Origin of the sequence: Haloarcula sp. NS06, from assembly GCF_051122755.1 — an archaeon.
Classification (GTDB): Archaea; Halobacteriota; Halobacteria; order Halobacteriales; family Haloarculaceae; genus Haloarcula.
The window spans coordinates 2757450-2782168 of the sequence record NZ_CP184844.1 but is presented as its reverse complement, the minus strand read 5'-3'; the positions used below and the strand labels follow the sequence as shown (position 1 = coordinate 2782168).

General features: G+C 61.3%; 25 protein-coding genes and 1 pseudogene. 16 read left to right on the top strand and 10 right to left on the bottom strand.

Going from position 1 to position 24719, the window contains the following annotated elements:
* Nucleotides 1-24: 24 nt before the first annotated feature.
* Genes ACODNH_RS18300 through ACODNH_RS18285 form a run of 4 tightly spaced genes read right to left on the bottom strand, consistent with a single transcriptional unit; the run spans nt 25 to nt 2957 of the window.
* Nucleotides 25-1047, bottom strand: coding sequence for a lysylphosphatidylglycerol synthase transmembrane domain-containing protein (locus ACODNH_RS18300; protein WP_434530740.1), 1023 nt, complete (start codon nt 1045-1047; stop codon nt 25-27).
* Entirely contained in the window at nt 1044-1901 is an 858-nt protein-coding gene (locus ACODNH_RS18295; protein ID WP_434530739.1) for a polysaccharide deacetylase family protein, read from the bottom strand. Before ACODNH_RS18295 ends, ACODNH_RS18300 begins: the two co-directional genes overlap by 4 nt.
* Nucleotides 1894-2280 carry a DUF2304 domain-containing protein gene (locus ACODNH_RS18290; protein ID WP_434530738.1) on the bottom strand — a complete coding sequence of 129 codons (387 nt, stop codon included), beginning with the start codon at nt 2278-2280 and terminating at the stop codon, nt 1894-1896. Before ACODNH_RS18290 ends, ACODNH_RS18295 begins: the two co-directional genes overlap by 8 nt.
* 2 nt (nt 2281-2282) lie before the next feature.
* Nucleotides 2283-2957 carry a glycosyltransferase family 2 protein gene (locus ACODNH_RS18285; protein WP_434530737.1) on the bottom strand — a complete coding sequence of 225 codons (675 nt, stop codon included), beginning with the start codon at nt 2955-2957 and terminating at the stop codon, nt 2283-2285.
* A gap of 271 nt (nt 2958-3228) precedes the next feature.
* Between ACODNH_RS18285 and ACODNH_RS18280 the strand changes: the two genes are divergently transcribed.
* From ACODNH_RS18280 to ACODNH_RS18270, 3 genes are all read left to right on the top strand, one after another.
* Entirely contained in the window at nt 3229-3651 is a 423-nt protein-coding gene (locus tag ACODNH_RS18280) for a cobalamin B12-binding domain-containing protein (RefSeq protein ID WP_434530736.1), read from the top strand.
* Nucleotides 3648-4706: a methylmalonyl Co-A mutase-associated GTPase MeaB gene (gene meaB, locus ACODNH_RS18275; RefSeq protein ID WP_434530735.1), complete on the top strand. Its 1059-nt coding sequence runs from the start codon at nt 3648-3650 to the stop codon at nt 4704-4706. The genes ACODNH_RS18280 and meaB overlap by 4 nt, the downstream gene beginning before the upstream one ends.
* Before the next feature lie 100 nt (nt 4707-4806).
* Entirely contained in the window at nt 4807-5748 is a 942-nt protein-coding gene (locus ACODNH_RS18270; protein WP_306706746.1) for an alpha/beta fold hydrolase, read from the top strand.
* 3 nt (nt 5749-5751) lie between these two features.
* Here the strand turns inward: ACODNH_RS18270 and ACODNH_RS18265 are convergent, their stop codons facing one another.
* The 5 genes from ACODNH_RS18265 to ACODNH_RS18245 form a co-directional block, all read right to left on the bottom strand.
* Nucleotides 5752-6138, bottom strand: coding sequence for a Zn-ribbon domain-containing OB-fold protein (locus ACODNH_RS18265; protein ID WP_434530734.1), 387 nt, complete (start codon nt 6136-6138; stop codon nt 5752-5754).
* Nucleotides 6135-7301 carry a thiolase domain-containing protein gene (locus ACODNH_RS18260; protein WP_434530733.1) on the bottom strand — a complete coding sequence of 389 codons (1167 nt, stop codon included), beginning with the start codon at nt 7299-7301 and terminating at the stop codon, nt 6135-6137. Before ACODNH_RS18260 ends, ACODNH_RS18265 begins: the two co-directional genes overlap by 4 nt.
* A gap of 155 nt (nt 7302-7456) precedes the next feature.
* Entirely contained in the window at nt 7457-7654 is a 198-nt protein-coding gene (locus tag ACODNH_RS18255; RefSeq protein WP_306706739.1) for a DUF5800 family protein, read from the bottom strand.
* Nucleotides 7655-7769: 115 nt separating this feature from the next.
* The gene (gene gfcR / locus ACODNH_RS18250; RefSeq protein WP_004961276.1) at nt 7770-8408 is read right to left on the bottom strand and encodes a transcriptional regulator GfcR; all 639 of its coding nucleotides are present in this window, start codon (nt 8406-8408) and stop codon (nt 7770-7772) included.
* Between the two features lie 329 nt (nt 8409-8737).
* On the bottom strand, nt 8738-9613 hold the full coding sequence (locus ACODNH_RS18245) for a hypothetical protein (RefSeq protein WP_306706737.1): 876 nt from the start codon (nt 9611-9613) through the stop codon (nt 8738-8740).
* A 59-nt stretch (nt 9614-9672) separates the two neighbouring features.
* On the opposite strand from ACODNH_RS18245, the gene ACODNH_RS18240 reads away from it, so the two are divergent.
* From ACODNH_RS18240 to ACODNH_RS18180, 13 genes and pseudogenes are all read left to right on the top strand, one after another.
* Nucleotides 9673-10662, top strand: coding sequence for an aldo/keto reductase (locus ACODNH_RS18240; RefSeq protein ID WP_306706735.1), 990 nt, complete (start codon nt 9673-9675; stop codon nt 10660-10662).
* Nucleotides 10663-10722: 60 nt separating this feature from the next.
* Complete coding sequence (locus ACODNH_RS18235) at nt 10723-11799, top strand: TrmB family transcriptional regulator (protein WP_306706733.1); 1077 nt, start codon at nt 10723-10725, stop codon at nt 11797-11799.
* A 232-nt stretch (nt 11800-12031) separates the two neighbouring features.
* On the top strand, nt 12032-13573 hold the full coding sequence (locus tag ACODNH_RS18230) for an extracellular solute-binding protein (protein WP_434530732.1): 1542 nt from the start codon (nt 12032-12034) through the stop codon (nt 13571-13573).
* Between the two features lie 78 nt (nt 13574-13651).
* A complete protein-coding gene (locus ACODNH_RS18225; RefSeq protein ID WP_306706729.1) occupies nt 13652-14632 on the top strand; it encodes a carbohydrate ABC transporter permease in 981 nt (326 codons plus the stop codon).
* 1 nt (nt 14633) lies between these two features.
* Entirely contained in the window at nt 14634-15635 is a 1002-nt protein-coding gene (locus ACODNH_RS18220) for a carbohydrate ABC transporter permease (RefSeq protein WP_306706727.1), read from the top strand.
* 4 nt (nt 15636-15639) lie between these two features.
* On the top strand, nt 15640-16836 hold the full coding sequence (locus tag ACODNH_RS18215; RefSeq protein WP_306706725.1) for an ABC transporter ATP-binding protein: 1197 nt from the start codon (nt 15640-15642) through the stop codon (nt 16834-16836).
* 1 nt (nt 16837) lies between these two features.
* Nucleotides 16838-17041 (top strand): hypothetical protein, encoded by a 204-nt coding sequence (locus tag ACODNH_RS18210; RefSeq protein ID WP_306706722.1) that lies wholly within the window; start codon nt 16838-16840, stop codon nt 17039-17041.
* Between the two features lie 25 nt (nt 17042-17066).
* A complete protein-coding gene (locus ACODNH_RS18205; RefSeq protein WP_434530731.1) occupies nt 17067-18143 on the top strand; it encodes a Gfo/Idh/MocA family protein in 1077 nt (358 codons plus the stop codon).
* Nucleotides 18144-18183: 40 nt separating this feature from the next.
* A pseudogene (locus ACODNH_RS18200) lies at nt 18184-19249 on the top strand (glucose 1-dehydrogenase).
* Between the two features lie 276 nt (nt 19250-19525).
* Nucleotides 19526-20902 carry an ABC transporter substrate-binding protein gene (locus ACODNH_RS18195; RefSeq protein WP_306706716.1) on the top strand — a complete coding sequence of 459 codons (1377 nt, stop codon included), beginning with the start codon at nt 19526-19528 and terminating at the stop codon, nt 20900-20902.
* A gap of 179 nt (nt 20903-21081) precedes the next feature.
* The gene (trmB, locus tag ACODNH_RS18190) at nt 21082-22134 is read left to right on the top strand and encodes an HTH-type sugar sensing transcriptional regulator TrmB (RefSeq protein ID WP_306706714.1); all 1053 of its coding nucleotides are present in this window, start codon (nt 21082-21084) and stop codon (nt 22132-22134) included.
* Between the two features lie 430 nt (nt 22135-22564).
* Nucleotides 22565-23341 carry a helix-turn-helix transcriptional regulator gene (locus ACODNH_RS18185; RefSeq protein ID WP_306706712.1) on the top strand — a complete coding sequence of 259 codons (777 nt, stop codon included), beginning with the start codon at nt 22565-22567 and terminating at the stop codon, nt 23339-23341.
* Nucleotides 23342-23390: 49 nt separating this feature from the next.
* On the top strand, nt 23391-24104 hold the full coding sequence (locus ACODNH_RS18180) for a dolichyl-phosphate hexose transferase (RefSeq protein ID WP_306706710.1): 714 nt from the start codon (nt 23391-23393) through the stop codon (nt 24102-24104).
* Between the two features lie 30 nt (nt 24105-24134).
* Here ACODNH_RS18180 and ACODNH_RS18175 read toward each other — a convergent pair whose 3' ends face one another.
* Entirely contained in the window at nt 24135-24719 is a 585-nt protein-coding gene (locus tag ACODNH_RS18175) for a gluconate 2-dehydrogenase subunit 3 family protein (protein ID WP_306706708.1), read from the bottom strand.

The window sequence follows — 24719 nt, the reverse complement described above, 5'->3', positions numbered from 1 at the left end:
CCGCTTTGACGTGGCTCGGGCCTGCTACTCCGTCGTCAGTGACGCGACATCGAGCCGAACAGAAGGATACCAGCCCGCGAGCGACGGCAGGTAGATACTCAGGAACCGGTCGACGAAGATGATGGGGATGATGACTTCCGCCGGGATACCTAGCGCGACGAACACTGCCGTCGCCGTCGCTTCGGTAACGCCGATGCCGCCGGGTGTCAGCGGCAGGAGCGTCACGGTGTACGCGACCAGCAGATACAGCGGTAACGCGACCAGTGGTTCGAACGCGACGCCGAAACTTCCCAACAACAGGCCGACGCGGACGCCGGGTGCAAGCACGAGGTCGACGGCCCAGCCGACCGCGTAGCGGAGCCACACCGCCGGCTCGCTCGCCAGTGATCGAAATGTCGTGGTCGAGCTGTCGGTGAATTCGAGCAGGCCGTCGAGCCGCGCCGCAAGCGTCCCGCCGACGCGTGGAATCCGGACCGCAACGCCGGACAGCAAGCCGATAAGCCGGTCCAGATCGGCGAGGTTGAGGCCGCCAAACAGTACCGTCAGACCGGCCACGAAGTAGAGGCTCGTCGCAAGCGCCAGCAGCACAAGGAGTTCGACCCGGAGCAGTGGAATCGCCAGCACGAGCCCTGCGGTCGCCGCGACGCCGTAGTATAGCGCGAAGATTCCAGTGTGAAGCGCCGAGGCGGCCGCGGCGTCGCTGTAGGCCATCCCGGTCTGGCTCCGGAGGACGAACGGCGCAGCCAGCCGTCCCGAGAGCCGCGACGGGAGCAACTGATTGACGAAGTTCACGATGAGCGTCGTCCCGGCGGCGGTCCGGAACCGAACCGGTGCGAGCGGGGTCATCACCGCGTGCCACGTGTAGGCTCGGCCACAGATACCGAGAACGCTGACAGTGACGACTGTGAGTGCCGTTTCGGTTTCGACGCCGACGAGTAGGTCGATCGCACTGGCGATATCGAACTGCGTGAGCAGCCACGAAAGCGCCGCGACGGCGAGGCCGTACTGGGCGACCGTGATCCCCAGATCACGAGCCCGGCTCGTCACGGCGTCTCGCCCCGCTGTAGCTGTGTCGCGGCCGTCTCACCGTCCTCCAGAACGGTCCGCACGGTCGTGAACTCGAAATCCTGCTGGAGAATCCGCTCGACAGCCTGGCGCATCCAGTCGCCTGTCCTGACGTACACCCGCGTCGGCACCCCTTCGACGGCTGGCAGGTCCACCAGTTCCCACGGATGGACGTACAGCATCGGCGTGATTCCCCGGCGGGCTAGCAGCTTCATACCCAGAATCGTGTATCGAGGGCCGAAAAATCGGAGCCAGGTCCCGGTAAGAGGCAACTGCAGGCCGGGCATGACGCTTGCCGGGAATTCCGTAACGCTGTCCGGCGCATCTGGGCGTACAGCTGTCGCAGGGACAGGTTCGTGGAGGTCGTATTCACCGCCGTACCACCCCGGAATCGACCGGCTTGAGACGACGCTAGAGTCGTACGTGTATCCGATGTCGGAAAGCAGACCGAAGTGGTCGTCGGTGATGTCGAAGGCGGGTGCTCGGAACCCGGAGACCCGCTCGTTGGTGACTCGCTCCAGCACGTCTTTCGACTGGGACAACTCCCCTCGTCGCTCCTTGCTGTCGAGGTCCGAGAGCAACTGATGGGTGTGCGTGTGCGAGGCGATTTCCAGACCCGCGTCAGCGAGCGCCCGCACGGCATCGGGATGGGACTGGGCGACTGATGACACTACGAACGCGGTTGAAGTCGCGCCGTACTCTGCGAGTGTCTCCCTGAAAAACCGGCCGCCGTCAAGGCCGACGCCGTCGCGGTCGGTCGTCCCTGACGCGCTCCGGTACGCCGGCGTCTGCGTGAATAGCTCGAAATCTATCGATAGTACCGCACGGCTACTCATCCTGCTTGTCCTCGGTCTGTAGCTGGTGTTCCTCCAGTTCGCTCCGGAGGAGACTCAGCTCCTCGTTCAGCCGCGACAGTCGGTCGTACATGTGCCCGATGCGGTTGAGAAGGTACGTCACCGCGACGAACAGTGTCAGGTTCGAGATGACAAGGATAGCCCGGGCTTTCAATTCCAAGCCCAGCAGCCGCGCCACGACCTCGAACACGTTGGGGACGATAGCGACGACAATGAGTCCCGTACCGAGCAACAGCGACATCACGAACAACTCCAGCGACTCGCGTTCGCTTCTGACGATGATAAACCCGTTCGCGAGGAACGCCAGCCCGACGACCAGCGACAGGAGGTTGACCAGTGAGTAGTCGAATCCAAACACCATAGTTAGCGAAAGAGGAGGACGCGAAATACCGTGTCAGTCATCCGGAGCGGGTAGAGCACGAGCGTGTCGAGGCTGAACTGTGACTCGCCCTCGTCACGGATTGGCATCTCTATCGATACCTCTTCGATCCGCTGGCCGCGCTGGGCCGCATCAAGCGTCTGTTCGACCGCCCAGTGGTTGTCCGAGCGGTGGAGGATGTTTTCCAGCGCTGACACGCGGTAGACGCGGAAGCCGCTCGTTACATCAGTGATGTCGATGCCGCCGAGTTTCCGCACGACGGTCGTGAAGAAGGTGATTCCCAGCCGCCTGACGAGCGGGTAGTCGTCGATGCTCTCGTTCAGGTAGCGGCTACCGATGACCATGTCCGCGTCCTCGGCGTGGTCCAGCAGGGTTGGAATCTTCTCCGGGTCGTGTTGGCCGTCAGCGTCGACCTGCACGACGAAGTCGTAGTCGTGCCGGATTGCGTACTGGTACCCCGTCCTGACGGCCCCGCCAACACCGGTGTTGAACACGTGCGTGACGACGTGTGCGCCGTGCTCCCGGGCGATGGCTGCGGTGTCGTCTGACGACCCATCGTCGACGACGACGACCTCATCGACGTATTGGCTCGTTCCGTCGATCACCGACTCGATGGTGTTCGACTCATTGTATGCGGGGATGACGGCGACTGTTCGCACTGGTGGAAACGCCGCTAGCAGCGAACTTAGAATTGTCGTTCTCTGAAATAGGTCACTCCTGGTCTGTGCGCCTGCCGTTGACCGCTCTGCTCGTTTCAAACCGGCTTCTGTGAGTTACAGTCGATGAGAAACCGACTAGTCGGGATGCCTGCTTCTCACAAGCAGCAATGGTAACTGTCAATAAGGACCATTCTTAGAGGGACGTTCGTGACCAACATAGATCATGATGAATAGGGCAAGAATGAAAACACACCGCGCGGTACGTACTGGCATGAGTGTCGAGCAGGAGCAGACGGAACGGACCATCAGGTGTCTGGTGGCGAAAGTTGGACTCGACGGTCACGACCGTGGCGCACACGTCATCGCCCGGGCGCTCCGTGACGCTGGCTTTGAAGTGATTTACTCAGGGCTCCACCGAGCGCCTGACGAAGTCGTGCAGGCCGCTGTGCAAGAGGACGTGGATGTCGTCGGTATCTCCATCCTTTCGGGGGCACACAACACGCTCGTCCCGAAAATTCTTGACGGGCTAAAGGAGTACGACGCGTTCGATGATCGGCTCATCCTCGTTGGGGGCATCGTCCCGGATGACGATCAGGCGGAACTCCGCGGGCAGGGCGTCGATGAGATATTCGGCCCGGGCGCGTCCATGGAGGAGATGATTGACTACATCCACGAGAACGCGCCCGAGCGATGAGCGACCTCGTCGCTGACCTGCTTGCGGGCAAGCACAGCGCCCTCGCCAGAGTCATCACACTGATAGAGAACCGCTCGCCGGGGTATCGGGAGATAATCTCCGACCTCCACCAGCACACCGGGACGGCCGACGTCATCGGCGTCACCGGTAGTCCCGGTGCGGGCAAGTCCACGCTGGTCGACAAGGTCGCAGCGACCTACCGCGAGCAGGGCCAGACTGTCGGCGTCATCGCTATCGACCCGTCCTCGCCGTTCTCCGGCGGCGCAGTGCTCGGCGACCGGATACGGATGGCCTCGAACGCTGGCGATATGGATATGTTCTTCCGGTCGATGTCTGCTCGTGGCTCCCTCGGTGGGCTGTCGACGGCGACGACCGACGCCGTGACCGCGCTGGACGCGTTCGGCAAGGACAAGATCATCGTCGAGACAGTTGGCGCGGGCCAGAACGAGGTCGACATCGTCCGCACCGCCGACACCGTCGCCGTGCTCGTACCGCCGGGCAGCGGTGACGACGTCCAGATGCTCAAGGCCGGCATCCTCGAAATCGGTGACGTGTTCGTGGTCAACAAGGCCGACCTCGATGGAGCCGACCGGACCGTCCAGCAACTCCGGGAAATGCTACAGGGACAGAGCGGCCGCCCGGACTCCGGCCATCACGGCGCGACTGAACTTGCCGGCGACCACGGAGACGCGTCCACCGACGATTCCGATGATGGGGGCGACGAGCCGGAGACATGGAACCCCCCTATCGTGGAGACGGTTGCCAATCGGGGCGAAGGCGTCGAAGATTTCTTAGACGCGCTGGCCAACCACGGCGCGTATCTGGACCGAACCGGCCGCCGAGAGGGGCAGGCCCGAGAGCGATTCGCCGCCGAAATCCGAACCTTGCTTCGGGAGGACGCCAACGAACTACTGGTCGGCGAACTCGACCGCCGCGGCGGCATCGAACAGTACGTCGACGCCGTCATCGAGCGCCACACTGACCCGTACACGGTCGTCGATGAGGTGCTCGAACCGCTCCGTGAGTGTCTCGACGAGCCTCGCGACGAGGCCTGAGTGCGAGGCTAGCACCCTCCGGACTCAGCAAGCCCTCGGGCAATCGATACCTGATGCTCGTCCAGCATGTATAACATACTCCGGGTCCCAAGTCATCAGTATGAAACTCCGCAAGGCGCTCGGTGCAGTCGTTGGTGCGGTCGGCGCGACAGCCGCTGCCAACCGCGTGCTGCAGTCGCGGGCCGGCGCGTTCGAACCGATGCTCGACGGGGAACAGGGGACGTACCGCTGGCGTGGGTTCGATATCGCGTACACTGAAGCCGGCGACCCGTCGGACCCGGACCTCGTGCTGTTCCACGGCATCAATGCCGCTGCCAGTAGTCACGAGTTCCATACGGTGTTTGACACCCTCGCAGAGGACTATCACGTCATTGCGCCGGACCTGCCGGGCTTCGGGCATACGGACCGGCCACCGCTGCTGTACTCGGCCTCGCTGTACACGGCGTTCGTGCGGGACTTTATCGAGGACAACACGGCTGACGCGACCGTCGTCGCGTCATCACTGACCGGGGCCTACGCCGCCAGCGCGGCACAGGCGGTCGACGTGAAGGAACTCATCCTCATCTGTCCGACGGACAGTTCGATGGGCAACCGTACTGTCTGGCTCCGCTCGCTGCTCCGCGCGCCAGTCATCGGAGAGGCCATTTACAACCTCACCGTCTCAAAGCCTTCTATCCGGCACTTCCACGCCGACCACGGCTACTACGACATGGATAACCTCACCGAGGACGTCGTCGACTATGAGTGGCAAAGCGGCCACCAGCCCGGTGCGCGCTTTGCACCAGCGTCGTTCGTCTCGGGCTTCCTCGACCCCGAGGATGATCTCGGTGAGGTACTTGCCAGCCTCGACGTGCCCGTGACGATGGTCTGGGGCGAGGACGCCGACATCACGCCGCTGTCGAAGGGTCGCGACATGGCCGAGCAGGCGGACGCGATGCTCGTTGTGTTCGGTGATTCGCTACTCCTGCCCCACGTCGAACACCCCGGTGAGTTCGTTGATGTGGTCCGGGACAGAGTGACTTCGGTAACAGTCGAGAACTGAGCCCTAGCGCGGTCGGAACACGACCGCTCTCTCGCCGGTCGTCACGCGCTCGCCGACATCGATGCCGACCACGTCGTCGATAGCAACGTCGTCCGGGTCCACGTCACGGACGAGGCCCGTGACCGACACCGGTCCGAAGTCAGCGATAGCGGTGACGTAGGGTGCGTCGTCCTCGAACTGCGGCGTCGGGACCGTGATCGTCGTGTGGCTCGCGATTTCGCCGGAGTCCGGCAAGTCGACCGCCGAGAGGTCCTGGTCGTGACAGCGCGGACACACTCGCCGGGGCGGAAGCCAGCCGTGACCGTTCGAACATTCGAGGTAGTACCCGTCGCCCGATTCGATGCTGTCGAGCCACGCGTCGTACTCGCCGTCTTGTGCGGATTCAGTCATTCTTGCACCTCCATGACGTGGACAGTCGTAGACGCGACTGTGCCGCCCGCGTTGTGTGCGACGCCGACGGTACTGTCCGGCACGGCGTTGGCCCGCGGGTGTGACCCGTCGAGGAGCCAGGCGACCGTCGCCAACTGAGCAACGCCGGTCGCGCCGACCGGGTGACCCTTTGCTTTCAGCCCGCCAGAGAGATTTATCGGGCGGTCGCCGTCGCGGGTCGTCTCGCCGTTGCGCGCCGCGGCGATGCCCTCGCCACGCTCGTAGAAGCCAAGCGACTCGATTGCGAACACTTCCGCGATAGTGAAACAGTCATGGACCTCGGCGAAGTCGATGTCGTCGGGACCGACACCGGCGTCCCCGTAGGCCTCCTCCGCAGCCTTGTCGGCGGCGGGTGTCTGTGCCAGATGCGGACGGTCCTGCAGTGCGAGATTGTCACCACCCTGGCCGGTCCCAGTAATGGCGACTGGGGCGTCTAAGTCGTGCTCCTCAGCGTAGGACTCCGTCGTCAGGACAGCGGCCGCGGCCCCGTCAGTAATCGGACAGGAGTCATACAGGCCCAGCGGGGACGCAATCGTCGGGGCCTCCATCGCGTCCTCGACCGTGATTTCCTTCTGAATCTGGGCGTGTTCGTTGACCAGCGCGTGCTCGTGGTTCTTGACGGCGATGTGAGCGAGGTCCTCGTGGGAGCCGCCATACTGGTCGAAGTACGACCGGGCCATCAGCGCATACGCACCGGGGAAGGTCATCCCGGCACGGACCTCGTAGAGGTCGTCGGCGGCGATGGCGAGCGCGTCTGTCGCCGCTGCCGTCCCGATGTTGGTCATCCGTTCCGCGCCGCCGACGACGACGACCTCCGCTTCGCCGTTCCGGATCGTCTTGACGGCTTCACGAACGGCTGTACCAGCGGATGCACAGGCCGCTTCGACACGGGTCGCCGGAACGTCCAGTCCGATGGCCTCGGCCATCAGCGGGCCCTGATGGCCCTGATGTTCCGCGAGCTCTCCCATGAAGTTGCCGTAATAGAGTGCCTCAGCGTCTTCCGGGTCGATTCCGGCCTCCGATAGCGCTTCGAGTCCGGCCTCGGCGAACAGGTCTCGGCCGGTTCGCTCGGAGTGTTTCCCGAACTGTGTCACGCTGGCCCCGGCGATACGTGGGTCTGACATTATCTCCCAGTGTGCGCTGACGGCTTAAATGCCTACTGTTCGGATGGTTAATTAGCGCATAATCACCGACTTAAACGCCTACAAACGGGATATAGGTTCTCAGCAAAAATTAATTTCCCACGACGGTTATATCCCTCAAAGGAATTGTTTCCACGTCAGTTCACGATTTCGGCGATCCGCTGTGGCTCTCCCGACAGCGCCGGTTCCGGCTCAACCATCTGTAGGACCTCGTGGTCGGTCACGTTTGGATACGACTTTTCGATGGCGTCTTCGATAAGGGCCTTTTCGAGACGGAACTCCGTCCCCTCGTAAACGACATCGACACCCTGTTCGTCGAACGATAGTACAGTCATACAGCGAATTACGCACGGCACGAATAAAAGGATAGTCTCTCGTGGGGCCGCGCTGGTTCAGATAATCCGGAGGTAACCCGGCGAAACGCGGGTTCGGAACGGTCCGTCAGGACCGTTACGAGTCGCCGTCGCTGCCGACTCGGATGACCTGTAGCAGGGAGTACACCGGGACGCCGCGGATGTCGCCGATGCCGCGCTTGTCAGCCAGCACAACACAGGCCACGGGGTTCCCGCCTTGTTCGTGGATCGCGTCGATGGTTTCCCCCATCGTCTTGCCGCTCGTAATCGTGTCGTCAACGACGTAGCAGTCACGGTTCCGGATCTGCGCGAAGTTTCGGGAGAACGAGCCATCGCTGGTTTCGCTCTCGTCGTCGTCCCACTGGTGTTTGGTCGGGGCGTACGTTCCGAGGTCGGTTTCCAGTTCCCGCGCAACGGTCGTCGCAAGCGGCGCGCCGGCCTTCTCGATGCCGATGGTAAGGTCCACGTCGTCGCCTTTCTTCGAGAGCAGGTCAGCCATCGCCGCTCCTGCGTGGTACAGCCGGTTGCTGTCACGGCCGACGGCGGACCAGTCAACGTGGATGTCGTGGGGGCCGCCATCATCGCTCGTGTCCGGTTCCGTCCCGGTGCCGCTGCGTTCGACAAGCCAACTCGCTGTCTCCCGGGAGACGTTGAGTTCATCAGCAATCTCGCCCTTAGAGAGGCCACGCTGTGCCAAGTCGGACGCACTGTCGACGAGGTCGTCGATATTCTTCATACCTTCATCTCCGTGTGCGAGGATTTAATAGGCAGTGTTCTTCACCCACCAAAATCTATTTACAACAGTCATTGTACTAATCTATTGGCTGGGTCCACTCTCCCTGCTATCCGGGGCCAGGTGGCGACCCCGTCAGGTCACCAGCATCCCCATTCCAACCCGGCCGACGCCAACCGTCTGTCACACAGCATGGTTGTCCGCGGGACCGCACGCACCAGCGGTCAGGCGGGGTTTCTCCCGCCCTTTGCCGTCCATCGTCTCTATAGGTCGAACCCGAATAGCGCCTCGGACACCGGACCTGATACGGACTCGGCTGTTCCGTGTGCGTTTCAGTTGTCGCCCACTTCAAAGGTGTAGAGTCGTTGCTCGCAGGTCGGACAGACGAGCGTCTCGTCTGGGTCCTGACGCGGGCCCAGATGGCCGCCACAGCATGACACCGACGACGACTCGACCAGTTCGGAGCCACAGACCGGGCAACTATCAAGAAACATCCGGAAGGCCTCCGCACCGGCGACTCTGAGCCGCTCGTCGTCGAGACGCTCGCCAAGGACCTCGTACGCTGCGAGCTCGGCGACGACGACCGGACGAGGCAGGAGCTGTTTGTGCTCGGAACCAAGCACGATCCACTCCGCGTCGTCGACATACGGCTCCGCATGATCGACCTGCTCCAGCGACGCCTGCAGTGTCGTCGAGAGAGCGTCGAGTGATTCCGCTGCCAGTTCGTCCATCCGGTCGTGCCAGACAGTGTCGACGGTCGCTTCGGGAAACAGCCGTTCACCCTCAAGTTCGATGACGCCAGCTGCCGAAAGCTCTCGGAGGATGGTTTCGCCGTCCAGTTCAACGTCATCAGCCAGCGAGTCACGCTCCTCGTGGGCCATAGCTTCCTGCGTTGCCGCGTCGTGTGCTGGCTCCCCATGGAACCACTCGTCCGGGATCGGTGACGCCGCCACCAGCCGTGGAGCAAATTCTGGCGTGTACGGAACCAGATACCCCCGAAGGTAGACCACCGCGACGCCGACAACGCCGACCAGTAGGCTCAGTAACGAGCGTTTGCGTGCACGCAGGAACAGTGCAAGAAGTCCGACAAGCCCCAGGTTCAAGACCGTACACGGCCAGCATCTGTTCGGTCCGGTGTAGGACTCGTCGCTGAGGGTTTCGAGTACGTCCATCGGGTCAGATTCCTTCGGTGCGGACTCCCGGCTCATGTTCGGACAACGGTATCCAGTCCCAAAATTCTTTAACAACAGCTGTGGTACAAAGTGTCATGAGCGATTCACCGGTGACATACACCACGCTCGGGTCGACAGGTCTCGACGTGTCTGAACTCTGTCTCGGAACGATGAACTTCGGGAGCGCGGAGCCCTGGATGCTAAATGACGAGGCTGAGAGCCGCCGGATACTCGAACGCGCGCTCGATCTGGGTATCAACTTCTTCGATACGGCCAACGCGTACTCGAACGGCGAGAGCGAGCGTATCCTTGGCGAGGCCGTCGACTCCGCTCGTCGCGACGAACTGGTCCTCGCATCGAAGGTGTACTTCGATATGCACGACGGGCCGAACGGGAGTGGGCTCTCGAAGAAACACATCATCGACCAGTGTCACGCCACGCTGGACCGCCTCGGCGTCGACTATCTCGATCTCTACCAGATCCACCGGTGGGACGAGGATACGCCCATTGAGGAGACACTGGATGCGCTGACGTATCTCGTCGACGAGGGACTGGTCCGGTATATCGGCGCAAGCACGATGGCGAACTGGAAGTTCCAGAAGGCGCTGTACACCGCAGATATCGAGGGGTACGAGCGGTTCGTCTCGATGCAACCGGAGTACAGCGCTGTCGACCGTCACGAGGAGGCGAATCTCCTGCCCGTCTGCGAGATGGAAGGGATTGGTGTCATCCCGTGGTCACCGCTGGCCGGTGGCTTCCTCGCCGGGAAGTACGACCGCGACGACGACCTATCCGAAGGGCGGGCGAGTACAGACGAATACACGGCAAACCGGTTCAGCGACGAGAACTGGGCGGTCCTTGACGAGGTGCAGGCGATTGCTGACGCGAAGGACGCAACGCCGGCACAGGTCAGCCTAGCGTGGCTCTGCCATCAGGATGTCGTCGACGCGCCGATAATCGGCCCGCGGACGATGGACCACTTGGAGGAGAACGTCGGCGCTCTCGATGTCGACCTGTCCGACGAGGAATGTGCCCGAATCGAGGCCCCGAAACAGCCACAGTGGCCGGTCGAGGGGAAGGACTGACCGTGGACTTCGATAGATAACCATGCACGTTAACTGCGTTCTCAGTTTCCCTGTACACACATGGACGACAGCGAACTAACCGATGTCCTCGAAGATGCCGGTCTCTCCCCGTATCAGGCGGAGGCCTATGTGGCGTTGCTGGGGCTGGGGACCGCATCGGCGACTGACATCGCTGACTCCTGTGACGTTCCGGACCCGCGGATATACGACGTGCTCCGGGACCTGGAAACGAAGGGATATATTGAGACGTTCCAGCAGGACAGCCTGACCGCCCGCGCCCGCAACCCAGATGTAGTTCTTGAAGACCTGCGGTCCCGGTCGAGCAAGTACCTCGACGCAGCGGAGACGATCGAAGAACGCTGGAACCAGCCAGAGATATCCGACCACGAGGTCAGTATCGTCAAGCGATTCGAGACGGTCGTCAGCCGGGCTCGAGAGCTCATCGAAGCGGCTGAAAACCAGATTCAGGTTGGCGTGGACCCGGAGCAGTTCTACGCGGTTCGAGAGGAACTCATTGCCGCCCACGACCGCGGCGTGAATATCAAACTCAGCATCTGCACGGGTGCTGGTGAGGAAGTGCCCCCGCTTGCCGACATCGAAGGGACCTGTACGGAGGCCCGGAATCGCGAGATTCCGGCCCCATTTTTCGTGTTGGTCGACCGTACCTGGACGTGCTTTGCACCACACCACGACTCGGTCAACGAGTACGGTGTCCTCGTCAAGGACCGGACCCACACTTACGTCTTCCACTGGTTCTTCTTGACCTGTCTGTGGGAAATCTGGGACACACTGTACACTGAGCGGACGCCGGAAACCCCGACGACATACGTCGACCTCCGCCACGCCGTCCGGGATATCGAACCGCTGTTGAACGAGGACGCGATTATCGAGGCCGTCATTGTGGGGTACGACACGGAAACCAAAGAGTCGGTTGAGTTGACAGGGCGCGTCACCGACATCGACTACACCGGGAGTAGCATCGGACGGAAGGACCCGGTTCCACTGGCACAACTGGCCGGCCGAATCAGTGCGACGCTGGTCACCGACGATGGGACGTACGAAGTCGGCGGCTGGGGCGCTGTCATCGAGGAAGTCGAGGCCACCGAGATTACGATTACGAACGTCGAGTACGAGTAACGAGACGCGGCTTTCCCGAGACAGGTAAACTCTCCCTCAGTTTGCGCGTTTGAGATATTCTGTGTGGCAAACAGCTGTTTGACCTATCCCTTGGTATATATACTGAAAGATTTATACGATAGTGAGTAGTCAATAATATATCACTATTGTCGTGGTGAGGCCGGTAATTAACAACACCTGTGGTTAATTATGGACAACCTTTAAGGTGTGTCCGGGATAGCTCAGAATAGATATGTCGGACAATGGCACAAGCGACAAGCGGAACTCAACAGGCGTCTCCCGGCGACGGTTCGTCCGTGCCGCCGGAGCAGCAGGTGTTGTCGGTGGACTAGCGGGCTGTGCTGACTTCGTCGGTGGCGGCGGCGGCGACGGTGGCGGTGGCGGTGGTGACGGCAGCGACGGTGGTTCGACTGGCGACGGTAGCAGCGGCGAGACGACGACGGTCCAGTGGGGCTTCGACCCGGTGGCTGTCCAGAACAACGGCGACGCGATCAAGCAGGCACTGCACGACAACGGCCTGCCGGACTCCATCGAAATCGAATTTGTCCCGCGCGATCAGGACACCGGTGCGGCCCGGTCGAACTACAACCGACTGCTCTCGGCCGGGGAGACGAACCCGGACATGTTCCTGATGGACAACGGCTGGACGAATATCTTCATCCAGCGGGGACAGCTCCAGAACCTCTCCGAAACGCTCCCTGAGGACCTCCTCTCGGACGTGTCGGACAACTACTTCTCGGCGTTCACGGACACGGCTCGGAATCCGGCAAACGGTAACCTATTCGGCGTGCCGGTGTTCCCGGACTTCCCGACGATGCAGTACCGCAAGGACCTCGTCGAGGAAGCCGGCTACAGCCCCGAGAGCAACAACTGGGCGACCGAGCCGATGACGTGGGAGGAGTGGTCGAACATCGCGGCGGACACCTACGACAACGCTGACGTCGATTACGGCTTTACGACCCAGTGGGACATCTACGAGGGAACCTCCTGCTGTACGTTCAACGAGGTCATGTCCTCGTGGGGCGGCGCGTACTTCGGCGGCCGCGACAACCTCTTTGGCCCGATCGGGGAGCGACCGATCACGGTGAACAACACCGAGGTCCACAACGCGTTGAACATGATGCGGAAGTTCGTCCACGACGAGGACTTCGGCGGCCAGTTCGAGGGCTACGGCGGCGGCTTCACCCCGACCGAAATCCTCGGCTGGAAGGAAGAAGACGCTCGCGCACCGTTCGTCAACGGCAACGCCGTCTTCCACCGGAACTGGCCCTACTCGCTGGCGCTTGGCGGCCGCAGCCCGGAGGAAACCGAGGACCCGACGCTCGGTGAAAACCTCGGAGCGATGCCGATTCCGTACGCGGTGCCTGAGGGTGAGGCGGCACAGCCTGGAACGGGTGGCTCCACGTCCGCGCTCGGTGGCTGGCACATGACGGTCAACCCCAACAGCGAGAACACAGATGCCGTGACGCAAGTCATTCGTGCAGCGATGCAGCCAGACTTCCAGCTCACGCTGCTGTCCGTCCAGGGATGGCTGCCGCCACGGCCTGAACTGTTCAACTCCAGCGAGGCCCAGAACGTGCCCGTCGTTGGCCGGTACATGGACACGCTGCAGGTTGCTGGTAACAACACGATGCCGCGCCCGGTGACGGCCGTCTGGAGCGACCAGTCCAGCAAGATCGCACAGCAGGCGAACCGCGCAGTCGGGCAGGAAGCCTCCTCGGCCGACGCGATGGCGACGCTTGAGTCCGCGCTGGCAGAGACCGAGCAGAACTGAAGCCACAGGCAAGCGTTACAAAACCACCCCTGTGATTATTTATCATGACACATTCAAACGACGGACGGAGGTAACCAAATGAGTACAGAAACCGGCCGTGAATCCAGACGCTCGGGGGCGCTCGTCAGCGTGATGCGCTGGATGGAGAATCTCAGCGATACGCAGTACGCGTATCTGCTGTTGATTCCCGTGTTCGTGCTTCTGGGTGTCGTCGCGTTATACCCGCTGTTGCGGACCTTCGAGCTGTCGCTGTTCGCGCTTTCGGCTGACTTTTCAAGCACCACCTTCGTCGGCGCTGGGAACTACGTCGAGCTGTTCACCGGAGCAAAGAACCGGTACCTGCCGGGCGGAACGACGTTCCTTCCTGAAGGATTTGGCTTAGGTGCATTGCTGAACAGCGCCCTAGTCGTCACGATAATCTTCGCCGTCACAAGTGTGCTGTTCGAGACGCTCATCGGTCTCGGACAGGCGCTCATCCTGGATCAAGACTTCTACGGTCGACGGTGGATTCGCGCGGCTATCATCATTCCGTGGGCTGTCCCCGTCGTCATCCAAGGGATAATCTTCTTCCTGATGTTCAATTCGAACGTCGGGTTCCTGACGCCACCGCTTGCTGACCTCGGATTGCTCGCGCCGACGAACACGCTCAACGACACGGCAAGTGCGACGTTTATCATCATCGTCGCCGACATCTGGAAGACCTCGGCGTTCATGGCCCTGCTCATTCTGGCGGGACTCCAGAGCATCGACCGGGGCCTGTACGACGTGGCGAAGGTCGCCGGCGCGACGAAGTGGCAGCAGTTCAAGCTCATCACGTTCCCGCTCATCCTGCCGACTATCGGCGTTGCCGTGTTGTTCCGGTCGGTACAGGCGATGCGGGTGTACGGCATCATCGATACGGTGTCGAGCTGTACCGTCGTGCCGTCGCTGTCGTGTATGGTCGTCGCGACGTTCACCACCCGCGAGGGGACGTCCGCGGCCATCGCGTTCGTGACGGCCGCGATTATCGGCATCGTCGTGATGGGACTCATCGCCTGGCAAGGGGAGGACGCGATCTAACATGGCTACGCCAACCGACACCCAGGAGCAGTCGAGCGACGGACCGCTACAGCGCTGGACCCAGAGCGCCATCCAGAACCCGGACAAAGTGTACCGGGCGCTGTTTTACGCGGCGATGGTGTTTTTCCTGGTGACGACGCTATTCCCCTTCTACTGGCTCATCGTACTGGCGGTGACCCCCGAAGGAAACCTGCTCTCGGGCAGTTTCCTCCCGACAGTGAACCTCTTCGGCGTCAGCGGGACGTTCCCACTGCCGGTTCCGAAGGGCTTCAACCCGGGCGCGTTCATCACAGTTTTCGAACAGGTGCCGTTCCACCTGTACATGCTGAATAGCTTCGCACTGGCGGTCACGACGACGGTCATCGTGCTGTTCGTCGCTAGCCTCGCCGGCTACGTGTTCGGCCGGCTTCGATTCCCCGGCCGCGCACTGCTGATGCTCGGTATCTTGGCAATCAGCTACTTCCCGCCGGCCGCGTTCGTCATCCCGCTGTTTCAGGCGTTCGCCGGCAACGCGCCGATTACGGTTCCGTTCACGTCCATTCCGCTGTTTACCCCACCACGGCTGCTGAACACGCCCGGGTCGATGGTGTTGCCGTTCAGTGCGCTGTTCATGCCGCTGTCTATCTTCATCCTGACGACGTTCTACGGCCAGATTCCCGACGGGCTGGAGGACGCCGCACGGGTCGAAGGAACGACGCGATTAGGTGCGCTGTTCCGCGTCATCATGCCGCTGTCCGCGCCGGGCGTGGCGACCGCGGCCGTGCTGACGTTTATCGCCGTCTACAACGAGTACTTCTTCAGCTCGATCATGGCGACCTCACCGGAGGCGGCGAAATGGTCACCAATCGTCGGCGGGATTCTCAGCTACCAGACCCAGTACACGACCCAGTACAACCTCATGGCGGCCGCGAGCATCGTCGGGGTCCTCCCCGTCGTCATCCTCGTCATCGTCGCACAGGAACGCATCGTCAGCGGACTGACCTCAGGCGCACTCAAGGAGTAACACAATGGCAAGAGTACGACTCGAACACGTAACGAAACGCTACGACGACCAGGGTGACGTTGTCACCGCGGTCGACGACATGAACCTCGATATCGCCCACGGCGAGTTCATCTGTTTCGTCGGCCCATCCGGCTGTGGAAAGTCGACGACGATGGAGACCATCGCCGGGCTCACCATCCCGACCGAGGGTGAGATATACATCGGCGACCGCGAGGTGACGAACCTGCCACCGAAAGACCGCGGCATCGCGATGGTGTTCCAGAACATCGCGTTGTTCCCACACATGGACGTGTACGACAACATATCCTTCGGGCTGCGGCTACGGGACTACCCACAGGACGAGATCGACCGTCGGGTCGAGCGGGCCGCAGACATCGTCCAGCTAGAGGGGATGCTCAACCGGATGCCCGAAGAGATGTCCGGTGGACAGCGTCAGCGCGTCGCCATCGCCCGCGCCATCGTGCGCGAGCCCGACGTGTTCCTGATGGACGAGCCGCTGGCGAACCTTGACGCGAAGCTCAAGGTCCATATGCGAACGGAGCTCCAGCGCCTGCACAAGGAGCTGGACACGACGATCATCTACGTGACCCACGATCAGGAGGAGGCGATGACGCTGTCCGACCGGATCGCCGTCCTCGATTCGGGGCAGCTCCAGCAGATCGACCCGCCGCTGACCTGTTACAACGAGCCAGACAACCTCTTTGTCGCCGGGTTCATTGGCTCGCCGTCGATGAACTTCGTCGAAGGGACAGTCACCGAGAACGCACTGGAGACGCCGAACTTCTCTCTCGAGTTCAATCCGTCGTCCATCGAGGGCGTTGGAGTCGGTGACGACGTGACGCTCGGCATCCGCCCGGAGGACATCTATCCGGGCGAACTCAAGTCGGAGGTCCCCGACCCGTCGGGAATGATTACGGCGACGGCCGACATTCTCGAACCGATGGGTGACGAGATATTCGCCTACCTGCTGTTGGGCGACGGCGAAACGTCGATGTCCCAAGAACTGGCGACAAACGACCAGTTACTGATGAGTATCGATCCCGACTCGGATCTCGAAGAAGACGATGAGATCGGGGTCGTTATCGACCGGCGGAACGTCCACCTGTTCGACTCGGCAACCGGCGAGGCGATCGTCCACGACCTCATTCCATACGAGGCCGAAGGTACTGCATCCAGTAGCGAAGTAGAATCAGACGACTGATATGAGTAGCCACCTCGCGATGCTGTATTGGAGCGGAATGCTCGTGCTATTTTTCTTCTGGGCGTACGGTATCGTGTCGTTCATCCTTGACCTGAAGAACAAGATCGTCCCCGGCATAATCCAGTATCGGCGCGGTCGACGGCACGAGAAGGCGAAACAGGAACAGGAAGAGGAACGCGAAGAGCGTGAAAAGCAGTTGTATTAATTCAACTCGGTGACAACTTTTACCAATGACTGAGACCGTTCGGATAGGCATCATCGGACTGGGAAACATCGCGGACATTCACTGTACTAACCTCCAACAGCTCGACCAGCCGGTCTCGATAGCGGCGGGCGTCGACGTCGATGCCAATGCGCGCCGTCGGTTCGCCGAGACGTACGACGCCGCAGTGTACGAGGACGCCGCCGCGATGTTCGGGTCCGTCGATGCCGTGCTGGTGACGACGCCGAACAGATACCACGAGCAGTACGTCGTAGAGGCGCTTGAGGCAGGGCTGGACGTACTCGTCGAGAAGCCGCTGGCACACACGCTCGAAAGCGCCGAACGGATCGCCGCGGCCGCTGAAGGGGCCGATGGGTTCTGTATGGTCGGCTTCCACAAGCGATTCGCCGATCCGGTCGAGACGTTGGTGGGCTACCGCGACGCGGGTGAGATAGGTGAGGTGTCACACATCGAAGCGAACTACATCAGACGCCGCGGCGTCCCCGGTCGGGGGTCGTGGTTCACGCGCAACGACGTGGCGGGCGGCGGGTCGCTCATCGATATTGGCGCGCACGCTATCGACCTAGCGCTACACGTTGCTGGCCATCCAGACGTCGTTGAGGTGTCGGGTGACACCCGCGCTCAGTTCGGGGTCGACGAAGAGTACGCCTACGTCGAGATGTGGGGCGAAGATCAGGGCGCAGCCGAGTTCAGCGTCGACGACTCTGCGAGTGCCTTCATCCGCTGTGGTGACGGTACGACGATATCCCTAGAGGTCGCGTGGGCGACGAACCGACCGGACAGCCAGGAGTACTACGTTCGGGGGACGGACGCAGGCGCAAAGCTTGACCTTGCGGACCAGTCACTGCTGCTGTTCGAAACGGCCGATGTCGGCCGGATGCACCACCGGACGACCGACATCGAGACCCAACGCTCGGACCCGCAACGAACGGAGCAGGCACGGTTTGTCTCGGCAGTTCGCGACGGGACGCCGCCGTCGGTGAACACCGTCGAACAGGCACTGCGAGTCCAGCGCGTGATGGACGGAATTTACCGCTCCAGCGAAACTGGTGCAGCCGTCAGCATCGGTGAGACAGAGACCTGAAGAAAGACTTAATCCCCAGTGTTCTCACTCTCTGCCTGGCATGAAAGTGATTGGTGTTACGCGGGACGACGACGGCCCACAACTTCCTAGAGCGGGAGCGACCGTCGCCTGACCCAGGCGAGGCACTCGTCCGGACACTCCGCGTTGGTGTTGACGGTACAGACCACGAAGTCCTGAACGGGTCCCACGGCGGGTTCCCTGACGGGGCAGACCACATGGTTCTCGGACACGAGGCGATCGGCGTCGTCGAAGAGCCCAATGGCACGGGGCTCGAGGCGGGGCAGGTCGTCGCGCCGACTGTTCGGCGGAAACCAAACGGCGAAACGAACGAGTACTTCCGCCGGGGCGAACCTGACATGGCTCCGGACGGCGAGTACACGGAGCGGGGGATCGTCGGCGACCACGGCTTCATGGCCGAGTACTTCACCTCGCCAGCGGATTTCCTCATTCCCGTTCCGGAGGCAGTCGCCGAGCACGGCTTCCTCGTCGAACCACTTTCGATCACCGAGAAGGCCAACGAGCACGCCTATGCGACGCGGGAACCGTTCGACTGGCGACCGGACTCCGCCTGTGTATTGGGCAACGGCTCGCTCGGTCTGCTGACACTGTGGATGCTTGAACAGGAGTACGACCGCACTTACTGTGTCGGTCGACGAGACCGTCCCGACCCGACTGTCGACATCATCGATGAGATCGGGAGCACGTACGTCGATTCTCGCGAGACGCCGGTGGACGAACTCCCGGATGCCCACGAGGCGATGGACTACATCTACGAGGCGACCGGGTTCGCCCCCCACGCGTTCCAGACGGTCAAGGCGCTCGACCAGAATGGGGTCGGCGTGTTGCTCGGCATCCCTGAGCCGTGGGAGTTTGAAGTCGATGGCGGTTCGCTACACAACGAGATCGTCCTGCACAACAAGTGTCTCATCGGGACGGTCAACTCACACGTCTCGCACTTCGAGGACGCCGTCGAGACCTTACAGGAGCTTCCGGAATGGCTGCTCGATGATCTGGTCACGACGGTCACCGACCCGGAGCATGTCGAGGCAGCCTTCGAGGACGGGGACGACCAGATAAAAGCAGTCGTCGAGTTCGATTCGCTGTAAGTCCTCGGGCCGAACCGCGCCCGAGCTTTTTGGTCGCAGTCTGGCCTTGATACACCCCCTCTAGAATGGGATCTGCCGGGTACATGTAAGCTAACAGATGTAAGATAGTGAGGTATTTACTCACATACGATTAATTTGTTTCACCGCTCAAACCCGAAAAATCGGCACATATAGCTAATCTACCTCGGTTGGCCTGAATGTCAAATGGTGATTTTCGCTATACAGAAGTATTAAGTACGAATCTTCAATAAGGAATTATGAGGTATTGGTGCAACCATGGCTGATGACAATTCAAACAGACGGTTGACGCGGCGTAACGCTCTTCGGATTGCTGGTGCAGCAGGTGCGGCCTCGCTCGCTGGCTGCGGTGGGAGTGACGGCGGCGACGGCAGCAGTGGTGACGGCAGCAGCGGTGAGGGAACTGACGGCAGCAGTGGTGACGGCAGCAGCGGTGACAGCAGTACTGACAGCGGGACACAGTACAGCACACTTGAGGTTGCCCACTGGTGGGGTGAAGGCGATGGACTGGAAGCGATTCAGTCCGTTATGGACGCCTTCAAGGAGCAACACCCGGACGTGCCGTTCGACGAGAACCTTATCGCCGGTGGTGCAGGTGACAACCTGCAGGCGAACATCCGGACACGGGTGCAAAACGGCAACCACCCGAGCACGTGGCAAGCCTGGCCCGGAAACAATCTGCTCCCCTTCACCGACGCGAACCTGCTGAAGGACATCGGCGATTCCGTGTGGGCAGAGAACAGCATGGAGGACGCATACCTCCAGGGTGTCAAAGACGCGGCCCAGCCCGCCGGAAACTACGTGACGGTGCCGCTCAACATCCACCGGATCAACAACCTCTTCTACAACGTTGAGGTTGTCGAGGATGCCGGGGTCGACCCGACCTCCCTCGAAACACCGTCCGACCTTGTCGACGCAATGGCAACGGTCGACGAGGCCGGCTACACCGGAATGGCACACCAGACTGGGTCGCCGTGGTCCAGTTTCCAGATGTTCGCGACGGTTCTCCTCGGCGAAACGGACGCTGAGACCTACAGCGCCATCTTCCAGAACGGCGAAGTCGACGCCAACAGCGACGCGCTGGAGTCGGCAGTCGAGACCACGCAGTCCTACCTCGACTACATCCCAAGCGACGCCGGTTCGATTTCCTGGACCGAGGCCAACAATCAGGTCATCAACGGCGAAGCGGCGTTCCTCCACCAGGGTGACTGGGCGGCAGGAACGTACATCACGAACGACCTCACGTACGGCGAGGAGTGGGACCATGTGACGTTCCCGGGCACCGACGGCTACTACGCGCTCAACATGGACTCGTTCCCGTATCCGGTCAACAACCCGTCCCCGGAAGCGACCACGCTGTGGTGCCAGTTCGTCGGGACGACGGAGGCACAGGAGATCTTCAACCCGAAGAAGGGGTCGATTCCGCCGCGGACTGACGTGAACACCGATCCGTTCAACGACTTCTCCAAGGACCAGATAGCGGACTTCCAGAACAGTGAGGCCCAGCCGCCGTCCGTCGCACACGGTCTGGCCGCACCGCCGGCAGTCAAGTCCTCGCTCGAATCCGCTATCTCATCGCTGAACTCTGGTGCTGCGCCCGCAGACGTCGTCTCCCAGATTTCTAGCTCCTACTAGAACGCACCGATAGCGCGCAGTTTTTTTCTCGTGGCAGCTCGAACAATCGGAGTCTGCAGCGGTAGGCGGCCGCTGTGACAAGGCGACGAACAGTAGCGGATACGCGTGTGACTGATCCTGAAAGTGTCTGCTGAAGAGAGTGCCGAAGTTCTTAGTACTCGACTCGCAAACGCCCCACTATGTCTAGTGACGACTTGGAAGCATCGCTCGAACAGGTAATTGCGCGGTTCAATCTCGGCGAGTACGAGATTTCAGCCTACCTGGCCGTGCTGCAACACGGTGAGCTGACAGCGTCGGAGATATCGGAGAATACGGACATTCCACAGCCCCGGGTGTACGATACGGTTCGGAGCCTCAGCGATGTCGGGCTGGTCGAACTCAAGGAATCCCGGCCGATGAAGGTCCTAGCTATCGACCCGCGGGAAGCGTTCGAGGGAATACAGGATTCGCTTGATGATCTCGTTGACGACCTGTCCTCGCGCTACACGGCACCCGCCCGAGAGCCCGAAGCTGTCTCGCTCGTCAAATCTCGGCCGACGATACTCCGGTATCTCGAAGACATCATCGAGACGGCCGAGTATGAACTGACGCTATCGCTGACCCCGGCTCTGTTAGAGCGATTCGAAGACAGACTGGCAAGCCGGAAGCAGTCCGGCATCGCTATCGAGATCCTCATTTCGCCGGGCGTAGATGCCCCCGACCCGGCGCGATTCGATTATGAATCCATCGCGACCACGGTGAAGGCTCGTCGCGGTATCACGACACCGGTCGTCGCTGTCGCCGACGGGAACTACTCGATGTACGCCACCCGCGAGAGCGTCCGTGGTGACACGGACCGATACGGCGTCATCTTCAATCGGTCGGAACTCGGGTTTCTGGTGTCCGGGTTCCTCAACACGGTGCTGTGGACGACGGCCGAAACGATTGCCAGTGACGGGGAGGGGCTGCCGTTCCCGCGCCGCTACGGGACAATCAGGCGCTGTATCTCCGATCTGGTGACGCTGGACGGGGAGTTCTACGCGACTATCGAGGGTCGGGATGTGGAGACGGGCGACCACCGGGTCGTCGAAGGCAAAGTGGACCAGGCATCGTTCAGTTCGAACCGCGAGGTCGCGACGCTGGTCGTCGAAACGGCAGAGGGGCCGGTCGAGGTCGGTGGACAGGTCGCTGCGTTCGAGGATATCGAAGCGTACGAGATCCGAATCGGAACGGACGAACCGCCCGAGAACTGATCAGATAGTCGGCTGTGGTGCTTCTCGCGATTGCTGCCCGATTGTAGACGGTCGGTCCGGAAACGAGAGACAGCAGTCCATAATAAACGGGCACGGCTGGACGAGTTGACAGCGGAGACAATGAGCACCGTGGGCGGGCAACCCACGGTGATTGCATGACCCTTCGGGCTGGCGAAGTATGTCAGAGGCACGATATCGCCGGGCCCGAACGTGGCAATTCCACGAGACCAACGTGCTCCATTGCGTTCAGCGGGGACGTGGTCGTACGTGGACAGCAACAGTGTCTTCGTCGTAAGCGGTAAAAAAGATGGACACATTGGCTGCAATAATATCCAGTGTCCGAGAGAATAGTGTTCCAGTCGAAGAAGATTCCATTACAAATGGAAACTGATATGTGCGAAAAATATGACCTACAGTATATGGGGACAGTATGGGCGTAGAATCGCTTATTCAGTACGTCCGAACGTCGTCTGTCCGGACGGATATCATCGGTTCACTGTGTCCCGGAGCCAAGGCCACCAACGAACTGCTGTCAGCAGTTACTGCGAGCGAGTCAGCGATCTATGATGCGCTTTCGAACCTCGAAGGCCGCGGTCTGGTCACCTCGATGGATGACGGGTGGCAACTTACCGGCACCGGCCGTCTGGTTGCAGATACGATCCACCGCCAGCAGCGCCTTGAGGAACTCTTCGCTATGGCTCCCCAGTACTGGGAGTCCCACGATACGTCAGTGCTGCCACAGCCGTTCCGGTGTCGCCTGCCTGAACTCGACGAATACACGGTCATCCGTAGTACACAGACCGATATCAACCGCCCCGTCCGCGAAGTCGTCACCCGCGTTGAGAACGTCTCCAGTTGTGACGTTGTCTCGCCCGTCTACCACCCTGAGTACGAGGCTGCGATGCCAGACAGCTCTGATTCGAGGCTGGTGGTGAGCTGTGCTGTCGTCGACGAGATGCTCGGCAAGGAGGACGTCTCACTGGATACAGATCGATACGAGGAGACGACCGTTCGTGTCACACCGGTCCCGTACGCACTCGCTGTCGCCGATGACTGGATGATCCTGACGCTTCCAGAACTCGACGGGGCCTGGCCGTCAGCGAAGATTATATCCGAAGCGGACAGCGCCATTTCATGGGCAAGAGATCTGTTTACGCATCTCTGGGTGGATTCCACCCCGTTAGAGACGTATCTCGCCGATCACTGATTTTGGCAAACCTAAACATTCAAGAACCGTGGGTTCTGACGGATGAGCAATGGCTATTCAGGGTTCGCGGGCCGAAGAACCGGCCGGCTACACGTTCGACGACCTCGCTGTCGTTATGGGGACGTACAACGAGGAAGAAGCGATCGGCACTGTTCTCGACGATATCGCGACAGTAACTGACGGGCGTGCAGAGGTCGTCTGTGTTGATGGGTCCAGCGACCGGACACCGGAGATTGCCCGCGACCACGGTGCGACAGTCACCGAACAGGAACCGCAGGGGTACGGCGTGGCGGTCCGCGAAGCCGTGCTGACACCGGATCGGCCGGTCGTCGTCACGACGGACTGTGACGACACGTATCCGATGGAACGTCTGCCTGACTTCCTCGCGGAAATAAACGACGGGGCCGACGTTGTCAGCGGCGACCGGCTGTACTACGGGGCTGAACAGATGCCTGCGATGAACAAACTGGGGAACGAACTGTTCGCGCTACTCGCGAGCGTACTCATGGGCAAGCGCGTCCACGACACGACCACTGGAATGCGCGCCTACCGCCGTGAGGTCCTCCAGAAAATCGTCTGGACTGAGAACACCGGACTCTCGGCTGAACTCCTCATGCGGCCGCTGATGCGGGGGTACGACGTGCGTGAGCGTCCTATCGAGTACGACGAGCGGAAAGGCGAGACGAAACTCGACCCGTTCTCCGGCGGGGCCGCCATCGCAAAGTCTATCGTTCGGGTGGCGCTGGAAGAGCGGTTCCGGTAACCCAGCAAGAAATCGGTGACGGGAGCCGGCTCACCGGTCGCTCGGTGGTTGCTGGTAGCTACTTGTGCCGCCGGGGTAGCCCTGCGGATTCTCGATACCGACAAGCTCGCCGCCGGTCGGTGAACTGTACAGCGCGAACAGGAGGTCGTTGACGAGGTAGTAGCGTACGCGGTGCCGCGGGTCGCCATGTGGGTCCGGATCGGAGACACTGACACCCATTCCTCGTAGCGTTTCTTCCTGTGTTTCTGTGTCTAGCGCAGTGAAGACGGTGTCCTCCCATTCTCGGGTGTAGGCGTCCAGATCCGCAACGGCACTCGCCATTTCTGTCGCCCGCTCTGGGTCTGCCTCGACCCGCCCGGCGACGTAGCTGTCGACAAACTCCTGTACGCCCGCTACCTCGCTCGGGTAGACAATAGCGGCGACGGCGCGATACGCCTCGCGCTCGTGGTCGCCGAACTCCGATTCAGACCTGCCAGTGCCGTCCTCGGCTGAATCGGCAGTATCGTCGTCTCCTGATCTGTCCCAAGCGAGCGCCGCCGCGCCGCCGGCGACAGTGACACCCGCCGCGCCGAGTGCTTTCAACGCATCACGTCTGGTGAGTTCGTAGTCAGTCAT